Below are 17,676 nucleotides of genomic sequence, written 5' to 3'. Positions count from 1 at the left end.
TTTATAAAATTTCTTGTTTATTTTTAGTAGTAAAAAATTGAACAAATACTATCTTTACAAAATGAATAGCATTAAAGTAAAAAACTGTTCTACTTGCGGAACTCCTTTTAATTGCGGGGACACCCCTGAAGGAAGTAAATGCTGGTGCAACAATTTTCCGTCCATTTTTTCTCCGTCAGAAGTGTTGGATTGTCTCTGTTCCAATTGTTTTACAATTGCTTGCTCCACTAAAATTGACGAATATGTTGCAACTCTGTCTCCTGAAACTGCAACGGATAACAAAGCCAAAGATTTACTCAAAGCTACGAATCTCATAGAAGGAATAGACTATTATTTAGAAAATGGGAATTATGTTTTCAAGGCTTGGTTTCATCTTAAAAGAGGACATTGTTGTAACAATGGATGTCGACATTGTCCGTATGGATTTAAAAAAATATAAAAATGATATATTTAATAACTGGCGGGGAACGCTCCGGTAAGAGTAGCTATGCCGAAAATTTAGCAAAAGGATTGTCGGATAAACCAATGTATGTGGCTACAGCCCGAAAATGGGATGATGATTTCCAAAAGAGAATCGATCGCCATCAAAAAGACCGTGACGAACGATGGATTAATATCGAAAAAGAAAAACACTTGAGTGAAATTAATTTTTCGGGGGAAGTAGCCATTATCGATTGCGTTACGCTTTGGTTAACGAACTTTTTTGTAGATACTAAAAATGATGTTCGCTTGTGCTTAGAACAAGCTAAAGCTGAATTTGATGCGATAGTCAATCATGAAAATGCGACAATAATTATTGTAACCAATGAAATAGGGATGGGCGTTCATGCGGATACTCACATTGGTAGGAAATTTACCGAATTACAAGGTTGGATGAACCAATATTTAGCTGCAACTGCCGATAATGTTGTGTTGATGGTCTCCGGAATTCCAGTTAAAATCAAATAATTGCAAATGACTTATTTAGATGAAATTATAAAATCCCGTCGTGATACCCGTCATTTTACAAATGATGAAGTCCCAGATGCTGTCATTAAAAAAGCACTTCAAGCCGGACATTGGGCTCCCTCAGTAGGATTAACGGATGCGACAAGATTTTATACCATTAAGTCAGCTGAAATTAAGTCAGCGGTCAAAGAATTATTTTTGGAATATGATAAAAAAGCCGTAAACCTGACCGATAATGAAGATCAAAAAGCAAGTTACAAATCCTTGAAATTAGAAGCTATTGAGGAAGCGCCACTTGGATTAGTGATTTGTTACGATCGTTCGGTACTCAATAATTTCACAATTGGAACCGTAGGAAGCAATGAAGCCGTGAAGTTTAGTTCGGTTTGTGCGGCGCAAAATATTTGGCTGTCGCTTACTGAACAAGGATATTCGATGGGTTGGGTTTCTATTTTGAACTATTATAAGTTCAAGCATTTATTAGGGTTTCCGGATTACATGGAGCCTTTGGGATATTTCTGTGTGGGCAAACCCGCTACAAATTATGAAAACCAGCCCATGTTGCAACAATTAAATTGGAAGCAAAAATCGGAGGTGCCTTCGGTGACAGAAATCACTAATTTATCCCATTATAAAATGGAAATTCCGAATTTTAATGATCAAATCGTTTCCACTGATTTTTCAAATGCATTACAATATAAAATTGATCATAAGTCAAAACCAAAAGGCTCTTTGGGAGTACTAGAATCTATAGCCAAACAAATTGGGGAAGTTTTTCAAAGTTTAGAACCCCAAATAATAAACCCAAACATAGTGACCTTTGCCGCTGATCACGGAATTGCAAATCATGGTGTAAGCGCTTATCCGCAAGACGTAACGCGACAAATGGTGCTAAATTTTCTGGAAGGTGGAGCAGCTATAAATGTGTTCTGTAAACAGCATGGTATTGCGTTATCTATTGTTGATGCGGGTGTTAATTATGATTTTCCAACAAATGCTAATCTGATTTCTGCAAAAATTGGAAAAGGAACACAATCGTTCTTGCATGGTCCGGCAATGAGCCAAACGGAATTGCAATTGTGTTTTAGTAAAGGAAAAGAAATCGTTGCTGTGCTTGCAAAAAAAGGTAGCAATTGCATAGGTTTTGGAGAAATGGGTATAGGAAATACTGCTACAGCCTCTGTTTTAATGAGCGTAATCACTGGATTATCTATTGCGGATTGTGTGGGTAGGGGAACAGGAGTTGGCGATAAAAAATTAATTAAAAAAAATGAAATTCTAAAAAAAGCAATTGAAAATTATTCAGGAGAGCCCGATTTAAATTCAAAACTGGCTCATTTTGGAGGGTTTGAAATTCTGCAGATGGCAGCTGGAATGTTATCTGCCTATCAAAGCAATATGCTTATTCTGGTTGATGGTTTCATTTGTAGTGTAGCGTATTTGATAGCCTTTAAAATAAATCCTGGAGTCAAAAAAAATGCAATTTTTTGTCATTGTTCTGCAGAGCAAGCACACCGAAAATTGTTGGATTATCTGGGAGTACAACCTATTTTACAATTAGATTTGCGTTTAGGCGAAGGAACTGGTTGTGCTGTCGCCTTTCCTATAATTCAATCAGCGGTTGTTTTTTTGAATAAAATGGCAAGTTTCGAAAGTGCCGGTGTCGATCAAGAGTAATCTTAAATATAAATTTAAAATAAAAACGACGATAAGTTTATCTGCGTTCAACAAAATATGAAAAGAGAAATACACCTGTTTTTTACAGCCTTGATGTTTTACACCCGAATTCCGTGTCCTAAAAACATAGACCACAATCCTGATTATTTAAACAAAGCAACGCGTTACTTTCCGCTGATTGGTTGGATAGTTGGTACTATTTCATTTGTAGCCTACTATCTGGCTTCGTTATTTTTAGAAACTGAAACAGCCGTTATTTTGGGAATTATTGCTGGAATTCTAACTACTGGTGCCTTTCATGAAGATGGATTTGCTGATGTTTGTGATGGTTTTGGTGGAGGTTGGACCAAAGAAAGAATTCTTTTGATAATGAAAGACAGCGCTATTGGAGCGTATGGAGCAATTGGTATTTTACTGCTTTTAGTACTTAAGTTTAAAGTAATAAGCGAGATGATTACTGAATCCTCGATGCTGACTCCTAATGCTACATTGACGATTTTTCTTTTATTTGTTGCGGCACAATCAGTAAGTCGTTTTGTGGCAATCACCATTATATTCACTTATTCCTATTCCAGAGATGATGAAACAAGCAAAAGTAAACCTATCGCAAAAACGTATGCTTGGCAAGAAGTAGTCGGTTCCTTATCTTTTGGGTTATTGCCACTCGTTATATTGTCTTTTTTTCAATGGCAAATAGTATTGGTTTTAATACCCGTTTTTTTAACTCGATTTTTTCTGGCTCGTTATTTTTATAAATGGATTGATGGGTATACCGGAGATTGTCTGGGAGCTGCACAACAGGTTTGCGAAGTCGTATTTTATATATCAATACTAGCTTTATGGAAATTTATTTAGTGCGTCATACCGAAACGGTTTGTGAAAAAGGCATTTGTTATGGACAATCAGATGTGGGGATTTTGGAACCTTATCTGCAACATTTTGAAACTATAAAAGCGCAAATTCCTGACCAGGCAAAGGTGTTCTCTAGTCCATTGATTCGTTGTACACAATTAGCTAATTATATAGCAACAACGCCTGTAATTACAGATCATCGCTTGATGGAGATGAATTTTGGGAATTGGGAATTGAAAAATTGGGATGACATTCCTGTGAATGATTTTACACCTTGGATGAATGATTTTGTAAACGTTCGGGTTCCTAACGGTGAGTCATTTGTTGATTTATACAATCGAGTTGTTGACTTTATGACGAACGAATTTCAAAAAGATACTTTAAAACCAGTTGTTATTGTTGCCCATGCAGGAGTAATTCGAAGTGTCTTATGCAAAATAGCAAGCTTACCGTTAAAAGATGCTTTTCAAAATAAAGTCGATTATGGCTCAGTACTGAAAATAGAATGGTAAGTTTTTTATTTTAACGTAAGTTGTTGATTCAATGTATTTTGTTTTCAAATTTATTTTAATTGAAATTAAAAATTGATTTTTAGTTGATTAAAGCGCTATCTTTGCCACCGTATTGAGGTTGCTGTTTTTGTTTTTCAATTCAGCATTAAAAGGGAATCAGGTGACTGATTGTAGATATTAGATTATAGATTACAGGTTTTTAAATAAATCTTAAGTCAAAATTTCTAATTTCTAAATCAAAATCCTGGGCTGTACCCGCAACTGTAAGCTAATAAGCTTGTTGTTATCTACAAAACCACTGTCCGCTTGTTGGATGGGAAGGTTAACAACAAGACGCAAGCCAGGAGACCTGCCTTTTTACGTAACAAATATCGAACTCTCGGGAAAAAGAGTTCAGAAATTATGACTACAAAAAAAATACTTTTATTTTGTTTTTTAAGTGTGTGCCAATGTGTTTTGGCTCAAAATAAACCTGCAATTTCTTTAAACGAAGTAATTGTAACTGACGGCGCTTTAAAAAAATATTCAAAAACACTACAGGTTCAGGTATTAAATGATTCTGTGATTCAGAGGAATTACAGTTCATTGACCAATTTATTGCGATACAATAGCTTGCTCTATCTGAAAGAATATGGAAACGGAATGACTTCTTCTGTTTCCTTCAGAGGTACAACTGCAGCACAAACAGCAGTGATTTGGAATGGGATTAACATAAATTCACAGCTTCTGGGACAAACGGATTTTAATACCATAACCCCTTTGGGTTATACTAATGTTTCTGTAAGAACTGGTGGTGGTAGCGGAATTTATGGTAGTTCAGCTATAGGTGGGAGCATTCATTTGAACAATGAGCTACATTTTAAAAAACAATTTCAGAATCTTTTACGAATGAATTTTGGAAGTTTTAATACGCAAGGGTATTATTATCAGCTTATTGCCTCTGATGAGAAAGTTGCTTCTCAGTTTAGTATCTCCAGAAATAGCTCGGATAACGATTATGGTTATCCCAATTCAAATCAAAAAAATCAAAATGGAGATTATTACAATACCAGTTTAAATGGAAGTTTTGGTTATAAAATCAATTTGAATCATAAAATTAATTTTTATAGTCAGGTATATGACGGTTTACGGCATTTTTCCGGAACTTTAGCTTCCATTTCTGTGAGTAAATATTATGATTTGAACACAAGAAATTTGCTGGAGTGGGTTGGATTACATAAAGATTTCACTTCTAAGTTGAAATTAGCGTATGTAACTGAAAATTATAAGTATTATGAGAATAAGGATAAAGATATTTTTAGTGAAGGTGGCGCCAAAACTAAAATAATAAAATATGATTTAGATTATTCTCCAACTAAAAACTTCACCGTCAATTCAGTTGTTGATTTCACGCAAATTAATGGTTTTGGGACCTCAATTAATAATGCCAAAAGAAGTATAGGCGCTGCAAGCCTGTTAGTTAAACATACATTAAGTCCCGCTATGCAATATGAAGCAAGCGTAAGACAGGAAGTTGCCACAAATTATAGAAATCCCTTTTTATATTCTTTTGGGTTAGTTTACCAGCCATTTGAAATGTACAGCATCAAATTGAACACATCTAAAAATTTCAGACTGCCTTCTTTCAATGATTTATACTGGGAAGGAAGCGGTAACCATGAACTCATTCCGGAACTTTCCAATCAAATGGAATTGGGTCAGGAATTAAAAATCAATGCTTTGAAATTTTCATTGACAGGTTTTTATATTCAAACCAAAGGAATGATTCGTTGGATTCCTAATGAGACAGGACAATGGATGCCTATTAACACAGCAAGTGTTGTAAATAAAGGGGTAGAGGTAACAGGAAGTTATTTTAAAAATTTCAAGGGACATAATTTTAATATCAGTTTGGCATACGGCTATACTTCGTCTGTGGATCAAAGTAATCAGAAACAACTGATTTATGTTCCGTATCATAAAATGACCGTGAATGCAGATTACTCCTATAAAAATTGGTCCTTAAATTATCAATATTTATTCAATGGTGCAGTTTTTACCTCTGCGGATAATTATTACAGATTGAAAGAATATCAGGTTTCAAATCTTAGTGTCTATTACAAAATAGGGGAATTGGACCATTATAAAATAGGAATTCAAGCACTGAATTTATTTAATGAAAACTACCAAACCGTTGAGGTAAGACCAATGCCTGGTAGCAACTATAATTTAACTCTAACAATTAAATATTAACACATGAAATTTAAAATTTTTACAATCGCAGTCTTGGTTTCCACTTTGTTTTTAGGATCTTGTACGAATGATACAAATGAGGAAAAATCATTAGGAGCTTACGACAATGGCTTTTTTATAATCAATGAAGGAGGTTTTGGGAAAGCCAATGCTGAAATTTCTTTTATCACCAATGATTTTGTGACGCAACAAAACTCGCTTTATTCCACGATTAATCAAGGGAAATTATTAGGTGATACGGCACAGGATTTTAATGCTAATGGAGAGTTTGGTTATATAGTAATGAATGGTTCTAATACAATTCAAATTGTAAACAGATATTCTTTCAAAAGTATTGCGACTATTGATAAAGATTTGAAAAATCCAAGATATATTGTTTTTGCAAATGGAAAAGGATATGTTACAAACTGGGGAGATGGAAGTGATGCAACGGACGATTATATTGCTGTTGTGAATTTGACTTCAAATGTAATAGAAAGCAAAATTCCAGTAGCTGAAGGTCCAGAAAAGCTGATCGTTTATAATAATAAATTATATGTAGCACATTTAGGCGGATATGGTTCAGGAAATACGGTTTCAGTGGTTGATGTTTTGACTTCTAAAGTGACAGCTACTATTTCAGTAGGAGATAAGCCGGCAAGTATTGAAGAAAATCAAGGTGTTATCTATGTTCTAAGTAGTGGTAAAGCTTCTTGGACTGGTGATGAAACTGCTGGGAAGTTGCAAAAAATCAATCCTACTACAAATATGGTTAGTACAACTTTAGATTTCGCCTTGACTTCTCATCCTGGTCAAATGGATATAGAAAATAATAAATTGTATTTCACACAAGCTAAAAATGTATTTGTGATGAATACATCGGATACTGTTTTGCCTTCAAAAGCTCTTTTTACGACTAGTTTTAGTGTCTATGGTTTTGCTGTAAACAATAATATAGTTTACTTGGCTGATGCAGCGGATTATAGTTCGAATGGTAAAGTTGCTATTTATGACACAAACGGAGTTTTGAAAAACAATAGCACTGTTGGTGTAACTCCTAATGGCTTTTATTTCAATAATTAATAGGTAAAAATAAATTTTAAAAAAAGAGGCTATCTTTATCGGATAGCCTCTTTTTTTGTAAAAAATTAGGAATAGCTTTTCTTAGAATTAGTGCTAGAAATGCTTTTTGGGTTTTATTCCAATGCTTTCAAAAGTCCTTCTGGTGCTTTCTCAATATACATTTCATTTTGAAATCTTCGCATTGATTTAGAATCTTTAAAAAATTCAAAATCCTTTCCAAGGTCTTGTCTCAACATTCTGCCAGTACCGGTTATTTTCCCAATGGCTGAGCTTAATAATGGTTCATCAGTTTCACCAAGGACACCTAAGGCAATGAACGACGTTTCTTTTAATAAATAATCAGGCTGTAATCCATTGAAGTAATCTCCAAATCCAACTGAATTTACAATTTTTAACACGATAGGCTGCATGGCATATCTGTGTTTTGGATTCCTGTTCTCACTACCAAAACTTGGGGAGTCATAAAGCGTAACAGAACCTACATTTTTCCCGACAGTTTTATCGCCAATTTGTATAACTTGAATGTGTGGTTCTAATCCGTTGATTACTAATTCGCTTGCTGATGCGGTGCTTGCACTAGTCAAGATATAAACTTTAGTCAGTTTTAAACTATTTATTTCTTTATCTCCAATTTTATCCGTGAAGTAATTAAATAAGGCATCCGGATTATCAGCTTCGAAATAAGCATTAATTTTTGCATTCCATTGTTGTTTTGCAAAAACCTGTCCAGTAAATTGACCTGTTATCATACTTGCTAATCGTGTAGCAGTTTGAACAGAACCGCCTCCGTTGTATCTTAAATCTAGAACTAAGTCCGTAACTCCTTGAGATTTTAATGTGCCAAAAGCATCATTCAATTCATTGTCGTAATTAGCGTAAAAACCATTATACATTAAATATCCTATTTTATGAGAGCCGGAAGTGATTACTTTATTAATCAAAATCGGATTTTCGGATAGAACCGTTTTTGTTAAATCTACAGATTTTCCATTTGCAACAATTGTTGTTCCATTGTAATCTGCAAGATTTAGTGTGTAAGTTTCATTGGCGCCAAACAGTAAAGATTGGTAATTACTAATCGTTAGCTGAATCCCGTTTACGGCAGTGAAAAAATCACCCCGTTTGATGTTTTTGTTAGAAGCGTCTGATCCTGCAATTATATAACGAACACGACCAAATATTTCGGTGGTACTTCCTGGCTTGTAACTTAAACCAAATTCTACGCCATTGTTTTTAGTAGTTCCCTGAAGTTGTCCTTCGAGTTCTAAATAATCATCTACAATCCAACTGAATCGATCAATAGTATTGTTCACTCTTAATTCATCAAACAAATCTTCAGGAACAGGATAGCTAGCCAGGAAAGTATTTAATTCCGTTTGGTTTGCAAATCGATCATCACTTAAATTAGGAACGTCAGCCTGCCATAAATAATATAAATTCATTCCTTTCCAAATAAAATCTTGGATTTCCAAAGTGGCTGGTGGCGGAATATCGTCATTGTCTTGACAGCTTTGGAAAGTTAAAGCAGCTATAAATAATAAAAGCGTAAGTTTGAATGCTGTTCTCATAAATTTGTTTTAATACTTTATTAACGTAAAAATACTAACTTTAGTTTTATTTTATGTTTTTTGTTACAAAAATAAAAATGAATCGTCTAGATTATATAACCAGTTTAAAAACCAATTTTTATGAACCAAAATGAGTTTGTTCTTCTTATAACTCCTTTTAAAGACAAAGTCTTTAGACTGGCCAAGCGGTTGCTTGTGAGTACAGAGGAAGCTGAAGATGCTACTCAGGAAGTTTTGGTAAAATTATGGAGTAAAAACGGAAACTTGACGGGTTATAATAGTATTGAGGCATTTGCGATGACAATGACAAAAAATTATTGTTTGGATCAGCTAAAATCCAAAAGAACTGGAAATCTCAAAATTGTCCATACCAATTACGAGGATAAGGAGCCGGGACTAGAGAAGAAAATGGAAGATCTTGATAGTTTGAATTGGGTCGAAAAAATAATGGATCAATTGCCGGTTCAGCAACGATTAATTATTCAGATGCGGGATATTGAACAATATGAATTTGAAGAAATTGCTGAAATACTCGATATGAAGGAGAGTGCAATTCGGGTGGCACTCTCAAGAGCAAGGAAAACGGTACGGGATTATATGACAGAAACACACAAATATGGAATCAGTTAAAATAGAAAATTTATTAGAAAAATACTTTCAGGGAGAAACCAGTATTGCCGAAGAAAATGAATTACGTAATTATTTTTCTTCACTAAATGTTGCGCAGCATTTGGAACAATACAAGCCGTTATTTGGTTATTTCTCTCTTGCAAAAGAGCCTCAGTTTAAGCATGAGATTCCACTACAATCTAAAAAACGTACTGTAGCGTGGTTATCAATTGCAGCTTCGGTTGTTGTTTTGCTGGGAATTGGAACCTATGCCTATTATAATTTGGATGTTGCAAATAAAAGTCAGGATTTAGGAACATATGATGATCCTGAGAAGGCTTTCAGAGCAACCCAAAAAGCATTGTCTCTATTGTCAGATAATGTAAATGTTGGCATAGAAAGTGTATTGTATATTCAAGAATATCAAATTGCAAAAGAAAAAGTTTTTATCGAGACCAAAAAAAACTCAGGAGGTTCTTGATTGCTTTGAATAAACAGTAAAAAATAAAAAAAATAATTTAAATAAACATTAAAAAACAAAAAAATGAAATCAACAATCAATAGTAACAAAAAGAGCAATAATTTAAGTTGGAGTAAAAAAATAATGCTCACATTAGTATTTGTATTCGTTTCCAGTCCATTTTTTGCGCAAGCGGCATTTGATAAATTTGACGGACAAGACGATGTTACCTCAATTATAGTCAATAAAAAAATGTTTGACTTAATGAGTAAAGTAAAAGTAGATGCTTCTGATAAAGAAACACAACAATATATGAGTCTAATAAAAAAACTGGATAATCTAAAAGTTTTTACCACCAAAAGCACTCGGGTAGAAGGAGAAATGAAAGTACTTGCAGATAAGTACATTAAATCAGCCGGTTTAGAAGAGCTGATGCGTGTGAATGAAAATGGCAGAAATATTAAAATTCTAGTAAAATCAGGTTCAACAGATTCTCAAATTAGAGAGTTACTGATGTTTATTGAAGGTGCTAAAAATGATGACACCGTTTTAATGTCTTTGACTGGAAACTTCGATTTGAATGAAATCTCAGTTCTTACCGACAAAATGAGAATTCCCGGTGGTGATGACTTGAAGAAAGCAACTAAAGGAAAAAAATAAGATGAAAACAATTTATGGAATTACGCTACTGTTTAGTTTGTCCCTGATCAGTTGCAACTCAGAGCCCAGTTTGCAAAAGTATTTTGTGGAAAATTCAGAGAATAAAAATTTTGTAGTACTTGATGTTTCTCCCAGTATTTTGAATGTTGATAAAACAAAATTATCAATAGAACAAAGTGATGCTTTGAAATCGTTTGATAAGATGAATGTTTTGGCTTTCAAATTGAATGAAACCAACAAAACGGAGTTTGAAACAGAACGCGCTAAAGTTGATTTGATTTTAAAGGACAAAAAGTATCAGCAACTGATGAAATTTAGTTCAGGTAAAGAAGGTGCTTCGGTAAGCTTTGTAGGTCCGGATGAACACATTGAAGAATTCATTTTTTATGCGAATAAAAAAGATAACGGTTTCGCGGTTGTTCGAATTTTAGGCAAGGACATGAATCCTACTAATATTATGACTATGATGAGCGTTTTACAGCAATCTAATATTGATTTGGAACAGTTGAAGCCCTTACAGCAGTTAATGAAATAAACGAGCTTAGTTTTGATAAAAAAGCGTCTTGATGTTATTTCAAGACGCTTTTTTATTGTTCAAAAATTAATTTACAGGGAATTCTTTGTTTAATAGCAGCATTAAAAAATCACTAAAAGTGGGTATTGTAAGAGCTTTTTTATACTTGTAATTTTACTACCTAATAGATTTTGAACTATTTATCAAATTAATTCGGCATCGAAGATGAAAAGCGCAGCACAAGTAAAACATAATTATAAATCTTTAGGACAAAGAAATAACACAGCATTTTTATACATTGGCACTTTTTTCTTGATGACAGGAGGTGTGTCAGTTGTAATTTTGATGAGTATGTTTTTTTTAAATACTCTTGATGATTTTTTTACGACGTTTTAAGAAAGATTTGAAGTGCTGTCTTGTTTTATGAACAAATGTGAATCTAAAACAAAATATTTTTCAATGAAAAGGGATATTTAAAAGGAATACAAAAATTAAAGATAGAGAATAGTATACATAATAAAAGCAAAAAATCCTAATCACTTATTTAAAAGTTATTAGGATTTTATTTGTTTTAAAAGTGACCACGGTGGGATTTGAACCCACACGCCCTTGCGAGCACCAGCCCCTCAAGCTGGCAAGTCTACCGTTTCTCCACGTGGCCTTAAAAAAGAAAAGGTCAAGTAATAAATTACTCGACCTTTTGTGACCCGACTGGGGCTCGAACCCAGGACCCCATCATTAAAAGTGATGTGCTCTACCAACTGAGCTATCGAGTCAATGCTTTCAAGAAAATTATGTGTTGATCACTAAAATTGTGACCCGACTGGGGCTCGAACCCAGGACCCCATCATTAAAAGTGATGTGCTCTACCAACTGAGCTATCGAGTCATATTCTTTCCTTGAATGCGGGTGCAAATATAAGGACTTTATTTGGAGTTTTGCAAGCTATTTTATTATAAATTTGTCTTTTTTTAACAATAAATCTTAACGCCTTAATTTATAAGGTTTTATTTCATGAGAAAAATTATATTATTAGGCTATATGGGATGCGGGAAGTCCACTATTGCAAATAAGTTGTCGAAAAATATCGGAATTCCATTTGTGGATTTGGATATAAAGATAGAAGAAAAAGTGAATTTGTCCATAAATGCCATTTTTGAAAAGCATGGAGAAATTTTTTTTAGAAAGTTAGAGCACGAAGTTTTTATTGAATTATTGAATTCGCCGGAGCGATTAATTATAGGTTTGGGCGGAGGAACACCTTGTTATGCCAATAATCATGAGCTGCTAAAAGCAGATAATGTTGTTTCCATTTATCTTAAAGCTTCAATTGAGACTTTATTTAGCAGGTTGTCTGCTAATAAAAGCAAAAGACCCCTCATCGCCAACAAAAGTGATGAGGAGATGAAAGAGTTTATTGCAATGCACCTCTTCGAAAGAAGTTTTTATTACAATCAGGCACAGTATAAAGTGAGTGTTGATGATAAAACAATTGATCAGGTTGTTCTGGACATTGTAAGCCTCTTAGCTTAAATAAGCATAACTGTTTCCATCTTCATCAAAAACTACTTGTACATGCTCTAATAATGATGTTGAAAGAGATATTCCCTTGAAATCGGCTTTTACGGGATATTTCTTGTGGTTTCTATCTACAAGTACAGCCGTTTTGAATTTTTTCAAAGGAACGTCTATGAAATGTCTTACGGCATAGATTAATGTGGTGCCTGAATTTAATACGTCATCAACAAGAATCAAACCTTTATTGGTATATTGTTCTTTTGATAAAGAGGTATGAATAGGTAATTGGGGATTTTGTTTGTTAATTTGAACTTCGCAAAGCGAAACCTTTAGCGGAGAAATGGTTTCTAGTACTGCCGCTATTTTTTTTGCAAAAGTAAAACCATTACTTGCAATTCCAGCAATGACAATTTCTTCTTCATCAACAAAAGTTTCGTAGATCTGGTAAGCAATCCTTTTTATTTTATGCTCGATTTCCTGATTTGTTAAAATGATATTTTTGCTCATTATTTTAATTTATAGTTTAATGTTATACATAATTATGGTTTTTGATTAAAAGACTAAATCCTATTTTTTTTAATCTTCATCTCCATCAGTAATTATTTCATTTCCAAATTCGTCAATATCCCTCCTGTCTTTTTTGGTTGGTCTTCCAGTACCATTTTTGCGGTAATGTTCTTTGGATAATTTTAGTAATTCCAAATGTGCATAAGCTTCAGCCGGAGTTTCGTTTTTTCGATACATATCAACGAGTTTTGCCCCAACACGATTCTCAGGAATGTCTAAAACAGTAATGATTTGGGTAATTTGGTCTTTCCGGAACGTAATTTTATCAGTAGGGAAGACTTCCTTTGAGGGCTTGGCTACAAGGCCGTTTACTGTTACATGGTTTTTTTTGCAGGCTTCAGTAACCATATTTCGGGTTTTGTAATACCGCATGCACCACAAATATTTATCTATTCTCATAAATTTTCTAAAATCGGAGTTAAATAGTTTACAAAAATCAATCAATATTGTATCTTGCGCACTTAAAAAATTAGCTATAATGAACAAATTTAAGTATTATTTTATTTTATCAATTACAACCCTCTCTTTATTTTCATGTTCAAAGGATGATGCGGCAGCAGAAATCACACCACCAAGAGACTATGCAGTGCAATATGCAACTGATTTAACTGATATTGAAGAATATTTAAAAAACTATTATATAGAAGATGTTTCACCTGATGTTGATACTAAAATTTCTAAAATTCCAACAGGAGGGACACAGCCGTCTATTTTTTCATATTTAAATAGCGCAACTTTTCCTAAGCTTTTAAGTAAAGAAGTGAGTTTTCACGATATTACTTATAAATTATACTACTTAGTTCTAAGAGAAGGAACTGGAGTTTCTCCTTCAAATGCAGATGCTGTTTTGGCTGCTTATAAAGGAGACTATTTATCACGCCAAACGGTATCTGAAGTTACAACATTTTCCGCGACACAATTTGAAGTGGTAAAAAACCCACAACAATTCTTTAGTTTGCTTGGTACAATAACAGGATGGGGAGAAACTTTTCCAGAATTTAAAACTGGAACTTATTCTTCTAATGCTGATGGTACAATTTCATATAAAGATTATGGAGCAGGTGTAATGTTTATTCCTTCAGGATTAGGATATTATAATACAGGAAGTGCATCTATTCCGGCCTACGCTCCTCTAGTTTTTAGTTTTAAATTATATGAAATCAACAGACTAGATTCTGATGGCGATGGCATTCTAAATTTTCAAGAAGATATTAACGGAGATGACTACATGCGTATTTTAGCAACAGGAGTTGTAAATCCGGATGATACAGATGGCGATGGTATTCCAAATTTTTTAGATGTTGATGATGATGGTGATGGGAAATCTACAAAATTAGAAATAACTGATGCTAACGGTGCATTAATTCCTTTTGCAGATATTCCGAGTTGTGATGGTAATACTACTGATCCTGCCAGAGTCAAAAGACATCTAGTAAAGTGTAATTAAATAGATAAAAAATTCATAAAAAAAACCAGTTCAATTGAACTGGTTTTTTTATGAATTTTTTTTAATCTTTATCTGTAGCTTGATAATTGTTTCCTTACTCAATAGTTAAACATGGTAAGTAATTACATTGTCCACGAATAAGTTTTTTTGGATTCAGATTATAAATCCTGCTGTTATAACAAGAAGAAGTTAAAGAAAACAACAATGATTTTAAAAGTAAAATGTCATTCAAAAAGTATACTTTCACTATGTGTTTGATAAATTAGTTGAATTTTTTTAGAATAGAGTCGTTAAAAATTCAGTGGATTAGACTGATACTGTGTGTAATGTATTTCTAAAAAGGAACGTCGCTGTCATCATCAGGATCATTCAAATTACTTCCAAAAGCATCATTGGCAGATGGTAGATTTTTAGTAATAAAAGGATTATCATCTTGATTCATGCTGGATGGTAAATCATCATACCCACCGCTGTAATCTTCCAGATTATCAAATTTTCCTAAATGTCCAATAAACTTCAATCGAACGTTTTCAATACTACCGTTACGGTGTTTTGCAATCATTATTTCTGCCTGACCAGCTGTAGGTGATGCTTCATCATCATCCCATTCGTCAATTTTGTAATATTCGGGACGATATAAAAAAGATACAATATCGGCATCTTGCTCAATCGCTCCCGATTCACGTAAATCAGATAATAAAGGTCTTTTGCTGGATCCACGGGTTTCTACCGCACGCGACAATTGCGAAAGGGCAATTACAGGGACGTTCAATTCCTTGGCTAAAGCTTTTAAGTTTCGGGAAATCGTAGAAATTTCCTGCTCTCTATTTCCACCGCCTTTTCCGTTTCCTCCAGCCGTCATCAATTGCAAATAATCGACAATGATGATTCGGATGCCGTGTTGTGAAACCAAACGTCTGGCTTTGGCCCGTAAATCAAAAATCGATAGGGAAGGGGTGTCGTCAATAAATAATGGTGCTTTTTCTAAATTTTTAACTTTAGTACTCAACTGTTCCCATTCGTGTTTTTCTAATTTTCCGGTACGCAATTTCTCCGATGACAAACCTGTTTCCGAAGAAATCAAACGGGTGATTAACTGAACGGATGCCATCTCCAGAGAAAATAAGGCAACTGGCATTCCGAAATCAATTGCCATATTTCTGGCCATCGATAATACGAATGCAGTTTTACCCATTGCAGGTCTTGCCGCTATAATAATTAAATCACTCGGCTGCCAACCAGAAGTAATCTTGTCTAACTTGTCAAAACCAGTAGCAACACCACTCAATCCTTCTTGACCGGCAATTTCCTCAATTCGTTTTTTGGCTTGCAATACTAAACTTTGTGCAGTTTCGGAACTTCGTTTGATATTTCCTTGTGTAACCTCGTATAATTTAGATTCGGCTCTGTCTAATAAATCAAAAACATCAGTGGTTTCGTCATAAGAATCTTCGATAATTTCTGTCGAAATCCGAATCAAACTGCGCTGAATAAATTTTTGAAGTATAATTCTGGAGTGAAATTCAATGTGTGCCGAAGATGATATCTTTTGCGTAAGTTGAATTAAGTAAAAATCGCCGCCTGCCAAATCCAATTTTGCATTTTTCTTCAGTTGGGCAGAAACGGTTAATAAGTCAATAGGCTGCGTTTCTGTAAACAGTTGCACGATAGCCTCAAATATATGTTTGTGTGCCTCTTTGTAAAAAGCATCAGGTTGTAAAATGTCAATTACATCATCAACTCCTTTTTTATCGATCATCATGGCACCCAGCACAGCCTCTTCTAAATCGAGAACCTGCGGTTGCAATTTTCCTTTTTCAAGGCTTATAATAGTAGTTTTATCAACCTTCACAGGATTAATATTTCTGAAGTTTTCCATAAAGCGAAAGTAACGAAAATTAAAAAAATATGGTTGTTGAGTTGTTATAAATAATTGTTCATAACTAACTATTTTTTGTTTATAACCCAAAAAAAACCCGTCTCGTTCTAGGTTCTAGCGCGAGACGGATTAAATATCAAATTGTAAGATTTTACTCTTTGTATTCGCCCATTTTGCTGTATTTATCCATCCTTTGGGCAATTAATTGTTCTGTTGATAAGTCTTTCAACTCATTAAAACCCTTCATAATATATTGCTCTACGGTTTTGAAAGCAGTTTCTCTGTCGTAGTGTGCTCCACCTAACGGTTCTGGAATAATATCATCTACTAACTTTTGCTTTTTCATATCAGCCGAAGTCAATTTCAAAGCCTCAGCAGCCTGTTCTTTGTATTCCCAGCTTTTCCATAAAATAGAAGAACATGATTCTGGCGAAATAACGGAATACCAAGTGTTTTCCATCATATATACTTTGTCCCCCACTCCTATTCCTAATGCGCCACCAGAAGCTCCTTCACCAACAATAACGGTGATAATAGGCACTTTTAAGCGAATCATTTCAAATATGTTTCTGGCAATAGCTTCTCCTTGTCCGCGTTCCTCTGCTTCTAATCCTGGATAAGCGCCCGGAGTATCAATCAAAGTCAAAACAGGAATGCCAAATTTCTCTGCCATTTTCATCAATCGCAACGCTTTTCTATATCCTTCCGGATTGGCCATTCCGAAATTACGGAACTGACGCGTCTTGGTATTGAATCCTTTTTGTTGACCCACAATCATAAAAGATTGTCCGTCAATTTTTCCTAAACCACCAATCATGGCTTTGTCGTCTTTAAAACCTCTGTCTCCAAAAAGTTCCAGAAAAGTATCGCCGCACAAAGCGCGAACGTGATCCATTGTATACGGACGACTAGGATGTCTGGAAAGCTGAACGCGTTGCCAAGCAGTCAGGTTTTTATAAATATTCCTTTTAGTCTCTTCTAGTTTCTTGTTGATTTGTTTGCAAGTATTCGTTACATCAACATCTGATTCCTGACCAATAACGAGACATTTGTCTAACTGTTCTTCTAGTTCTTTTATTGGAAGCTCAAAATCTAAATATTCCATAGGATTTTTGCGTTTTTGTTTTTATTTCGAACGGCAAATATAAAATTTTAAATCGTTCGAAAAGGT

General features: G+C 34.3%; 19 protein-coding genes, 3 tRNA genes and 1 riboswitch. Of the genes, 13 read left to right on the top strand and 9 right to left on the bottom strand.

Annotated elements, in window-relative coordinates:
- Positions 1 to 54: 54 nt before the first annotated feature.
- Positions 55 to 315, bottom strand: a complete 261-nt coding sequence (locus BC952_RS15095; RefSeq protein ID WP_244200157.1) for a hypothetical protein — start codon at positions 313 to 315, stop codon at positions 55 to 57.
- On the opposite strand from BC952_RS15095, the gene BC952_RS15090 reads away from it, so the two are divergent.
- The 7 genes from BC952_RS15090 (at position 215) to BC952_RS12825 (ending at position 7,283) form a co-directional block, all read left to right on the top strand.
- On the top strand, positions 215 to 439 hold the full coding sequence (locus BC952_RS15090) for a C1orf53 family protein (protein ID WP_244200156.1): 225 nt from the start codon (positions 215 to 217) through the stop codon (positions 437 to 439). The genes BC952_RS15095 and BC952_RS15090 overlap by 101 nt on opposite strands.
- A 2-nt stretch (positions 440 to 441) precedes the next feature.
- Positions 442 to 948, top strand: a complete 507-nt coding sequence (gene cobU, locus BC952_RS12850) for a bifunctional adenosylcobinamide kinase/adenosylcobinamide-phosphate guanylyltransferase (RefSeq protein ID WP_121366034.1) — start codon at positions 442 to 444, stop codon at positions 946 to 948.
- A gap of 6 nt (positions 949 to 954) precedes the next feature.
- Positions 955 to 2,625 carry a nicotinate-nucleotide--dimethylbenzimidazole phosphoribosyltransferase gene (gene cobT / locus BC952_RS12845; protein ID WP_121366033.1) on the top strand — a complete coding sequence of 557 codons (1,671 nt, stop codon included), beginning with the start codon at positions 955 to 957 and terminating at the stop codon, positions 2,623 to 2,625.
- Positions 2,626 to 2,682: 57 nt separating this feature from the next.
- Entirely contained in the window at positions 2,683 to 3,480 is a 798-nt protein-coding gene (locus BC952_RS12840) for an adenosylcobinamide-GDP ribazoletransferase (protein ID WP_121366032.1), read from the top strand.
- Positions 3,465 to 3,989, top strand: a complete 525-nt coding sequence (gene cobC / locus BC952_RS12835; protein ID WP_121366031.1) for an alpha-ribazole phosphatase — start codon at positions 3,465 to 3,467, stop codon at positions 3,987 to 3,989. Before BC952_RS12840 ends, cobC begins: the two co-directional genes overlap by 16 nt.
- Before the next feature lie 98 nt (positions 3,990 to 4,087).
- Positions 4,088 to 4,360: riboswitch (cobalamin riboswitch) on the top strand.
- A gap of 31 nt (positions 4,361 to 4,391) precedes the next feature.
- Positions 4,392 to 6,221: a TonB-dependent receptor gene (locus BC952_RS12830; RefSeq protein ID WP_121366184.1), complete on the top strand. Its 1,830-nt coding sequence runs from the start codon at positions 4,392 to 4,394 to the stop codon at positions 6,219 to 6,221.
- Between the two features lie 3 nt (positions 6,222 to 6,224).
- A complete protein-coding gene (locus BC952_RS12825; protein ID WP_121366030.1) occupies positions 6,225 to 7,283 on the top strand; it encodes a YncE family protein in 1,059 nt (352 codons plus the stop codon).
- A 113-nt stretch (positions 7,284 to 7,396) separates the two neighbouring features.
- Here BC952_RS12825 and BC952_RS12820 read toward each other — a convergent pair whose 3' ends face one another.
- Positions 7,397 to 8,851: a S41 family peptidase gene (locus tag BC952_RS12820; RefSeq protein WP_121366029.1), complete on the bottom strand. Its 1,455-nt coding sequence runs from the start codon at positions 8,849 to 8,851 to the stop codon at positions 7,397 to 7,399.
- Between the two features lie 120 nt (positions 8,852 to 8,971).
- Here BC952_RS12820 and BC952_RS12815 point away from each other — a divergent pair, with 120 nt between their 5' ends.
- The 4 genes from BC952_RS12815 (at position 8,972) to BC952_RS12800 (ending at position 11,115) form a co-directional block, all read left to right on the top strand.
- Entirely contained in the window at positions 8,972 to 9,481 is a 510-nt protein-coding gene (locus tag BC952_RS12815) for an RNA polymerase sigma factor (protein WP_121366028.1), read from the top strand.
- The gene (locus BC952_RS12810) at positions 9,468 to 9,941 is read left to right on the top strand and encodes a hypothetical protein (RefSeq protein WP_121366027.1); all 474 of its coding nucleotides are present in this window, start codon (positions 9,468 to 9,470) and stop codon (positions 9,939 to 9,941) included. The genes BC952_RS12815 and BC952_RS12810 overlap by 14 nt, the downstream gene beginning before the upstream one ends.
- A gap of 63 nt (positions 9,942 to 10,004) precedes the next feature.
- Positions 10,005 to 10,580: a DUF4252 domain-containing protein gene (locus BC952_RS12805; RefSeq protein ID WP_244200154.1), complete on the top strand. Its 576-nt coding sequence runs from the start codon at positions 10,005 to 10,007 to the stop codon at positions 10,578 to 10,580.
- Between the two features lies 1 nt (position 10,581).
- Positions 10,582 to 11,115, top strand: a complete 534-nt coding sequence (locus BC952_RS12800) for a DUF4252 domain-containing protein (RefSeq protein WP_121366026.1) — start codon at positions 10,582 to 10,584, stop codon at positions 11,113 to 11,115.
- Positions 11,116 to 11,672: 557 nt separating this feature from the next.
- Here BC952_RS12800 and BC952_RS12795 read toward each other — a convergent pair.
- The 3 genes from BC952_RS12795 to BC952_RS12785 all read right to left on the bottom strand — a co-directional run bounded on the left by BC952_RS12795 (position 11,673) and on the right by BC952_RS12785 (position 11,982).
- A tRNA-Leu gene (locus tag BC952_RS12795) sits at positions 11,673 to 11,755 on the bottom strand.
- A gap of 42 nt (positions 11,756 to 11,797) precedes the next feature.
- Positions 11,798 to 11,870 (bottom strand) — tRNA-Lys (locus tag BC952_RS12790).
- 39 nt (positions 11,871 to 11,909) lie between these two features.
- Positions 11,910 to 11,982, bottom strand: a tRNA-Lys gene (locus tag BC952_RS12785).
- 126 nt (positions 11,983 to 12,108) lie between these two features.
- Between BC952_RS12785 and BC952_RS12780 the strand changes: the two genes are divergently transcribed.
- A complete protein-coding gene (locus BC952_RS12780) occupies positions 12,109 to 12,627 on the top strand; it encodes a shikimate kinase (RefSeq protein WP_121366025.1) in 519 nt (172 codons plus the stop codon).
- On the opposite strand, the gene BC952_RS12775 is transcribed toward BC952_RS12780, so the two are convergent.
- Both BC952_RS12775 and BC952_RS12770 read right to left on the bottom strand, forming a co-directional pair.
- Entirely contained in the window at positions 12,619 to 13,119 is a 501-nt protein-coding gene (locus BC952_RS12775) for a phosphoribosyltransferase family protein (protein ID WP_121366024.1), read from the bottom strand. The two genes, BC952_RS12780 and BC952_RS12775, sit on opposite strands and share 9 nt — an antisense overlap.
- Before the next feature lie 69 nt (positions 13,120 to 13,188).
- Entirely contained in the window at positions 13,189 to 13,578 is a 390-nt protein-coding gene (locus BC952_RS12770) for an RNA-binding S4 domain-containing protein (protein WP_091171364.1), read from the bottom strand.
- A 79-nt stretch (positions 13,579 to 13,657) separates the two neighbouring features.
- Between BC952_RS12770 and bamM the strand changes: the two genes are divergently transcribed.
- Complete coding sequence (bamM, locus tag BC952_RS12765; protein ID WP_121366182.1) at positions 13,658 to 14,626, top strand: BamM family beta-barrel-assembly machinery protein; 969 nt, start codon at positions 13,658 to 13,660, stop codon at positions 14,624 to 14,626.
- Positions 14,627 to 14,960: 334 nt separating this feature from the next.
- Here bamM and dnaB read toward each other — a convergent pair whose 3' ends face one another.
- On the bottom strand, positions 14,961 to 16,505 hold the full coding sequence (gene dnaB, locus BC952_RS12760; RefSeq protein WP_091171360.1) for a replicative DNA helicase: 1,545 nt from the start codon (positions 16,503 to 16,505) through the stop codon (positions 14,961 to 14,963).
- Between the two features lie 151 nt (positions 16,506 to 16,656).
- The gene (locus tag BC952_RS12755; RefSeq protein WP_091171356.1) at positions 16,657 to 17,610 is read right to left on the bottom strand and encodes an acetyl-CoA carboxylase carboxyltransferase subunit alpha; all 954 of its coding nucleotides are present in this window, start codon (positions 17,608 to 17,610) and stop codon (positions 16,657 to 16,659) included.
- Between the last annotated feature and the right edge of the window lie 66 nt (positions 17,611 to 17,676).

It is taken from the genome of Flavobacterium limicola, from assembly GCF_003634755.1.
Lineage (GTDB): Bacteria > Bacteroidota > Bacteroidia > Flavobacteriales > Flavobacteriaceae > Flavobacterium > Flavobacterium limicola.
The sequence above is the reverse complement of the archived record's forward strand: the minus strand, read 5'-3'. Positions and strand labels throughout refer to the sequence as shown.

Coding starts and splice junctions, on each gene's coding strand:
- BC952_RS15095 (WP_244200157.1), bottom strand. CDS start 315: ATGAGATTCGTAGCTTTGAGTAAATCTTTGGCTTTGTTATCCGTTGCA.
- cobU (WP_121366034.1), top strand. CDS start 442: ATGATATATTTAATAACTGGCGGGGAACGCTCCGGTAAGAGTAGCTAT.
- BC952_RS12805 (WP_244200154.1), top strand. CDS start 10,005: ATGAAATCAACAATCAATAGTAACAAAAAGAGCAATAATTTAAGTTGG.
- BC952_RS12755 (WP_091171356.1), bottom strand. CDS start 17,610: ATGGAATATTTAGATTTTGAGCTTCCAATAAAAGAACTAGAAGAACAG.
- BC952_RS12775 (WP_121366024.1), bottom strand. CDS start 13,119: ATGAGCAAAAATATCATTTTAACAAATCAGGAAATCGAGCATAAAATA.
- BC952_RS12800 (WP_121366026.1), top strand. CDS start 10,582: ATGAAAACAATTTATGGAATTACGCTACTGTTTAGTTTGTCCCTGATC.
- BC952_RS12825 (WP_121366030.1), top strand. CDS start 6,225: ATGAAATTTAAAATTTTTACAATCGCAGTCTTGGTTTCCACTTTGTTT.
- BC952_RS12820 (WP_121366029.1), bottom strand. CDS start 8,851: ATGAGAACAGCATTCAAACTTACGCTTTTATTATTTATAGCTGCTTTA.
- cobT (WP_121366033.1), top strand. CDS start 955: ATGACTTATTTAGATGAAATTATAAAATCCCGTCGTGATACCCGTCAT.
- BC952_RS12770 (WP_091171364.1), bottom strand. CDS start 13,578: ATGAGAATAGATAAATATTTGTGGTGCATGCGGTATTACAAAACCCGA.
- bamM (WP_121366182.1), top strand. CDS start 13,658: ATGAACAAATTTAAGTATTATTTTATTTTATCAATTACAACCCTCTCT.
- BC952_RS12780 (WP_121366025.1), top strand. CDS start 12,109: ATGAGAAAAATTATATTATTAGGCTATATGGGATGCGGGAAGTCCACT.
- dnaB (WP_091171360.1), bottom strand. CDS start 16,505: ATGGAAAACTTCAGAAATATTAATCCTGTGAAGGTTGATAAAACTACT.
- BC952_RS12830 (WP_121366184.1), top strand. CDS start 4,392: ATGACTACAAAAAAAATACTTTTATTTTGTTTTTTAAGTGTGTGCCAA.
- BC952_RS12840 (WP_121366032.1), top strand. CDS start 2,683: ATGAAAAGAGAAATACACCTGTTTTTTACAGCCTTGATGTTTTACACC.
- BC952_RS12810 (WP_121366027.1), top strand. CDS start 9,468: ATGGAATCAGTTAAAATAGAAAATTTATTAGAAAAATACTTTCAGGGA.
- BC952_RS12815 (WP_121366028.1), top strand. CDS start 8,972: ATGAACCAAAATGAGTTTGTTCTTCTTATAACTCCTTTTAAAGACAAA.
- cobC (WP_121366031.1), top strand. CDS start 3,465: ATGGAAATTTATTTAGTGCGTCATACCGAAACGGTTTGTGAAAAAGGC.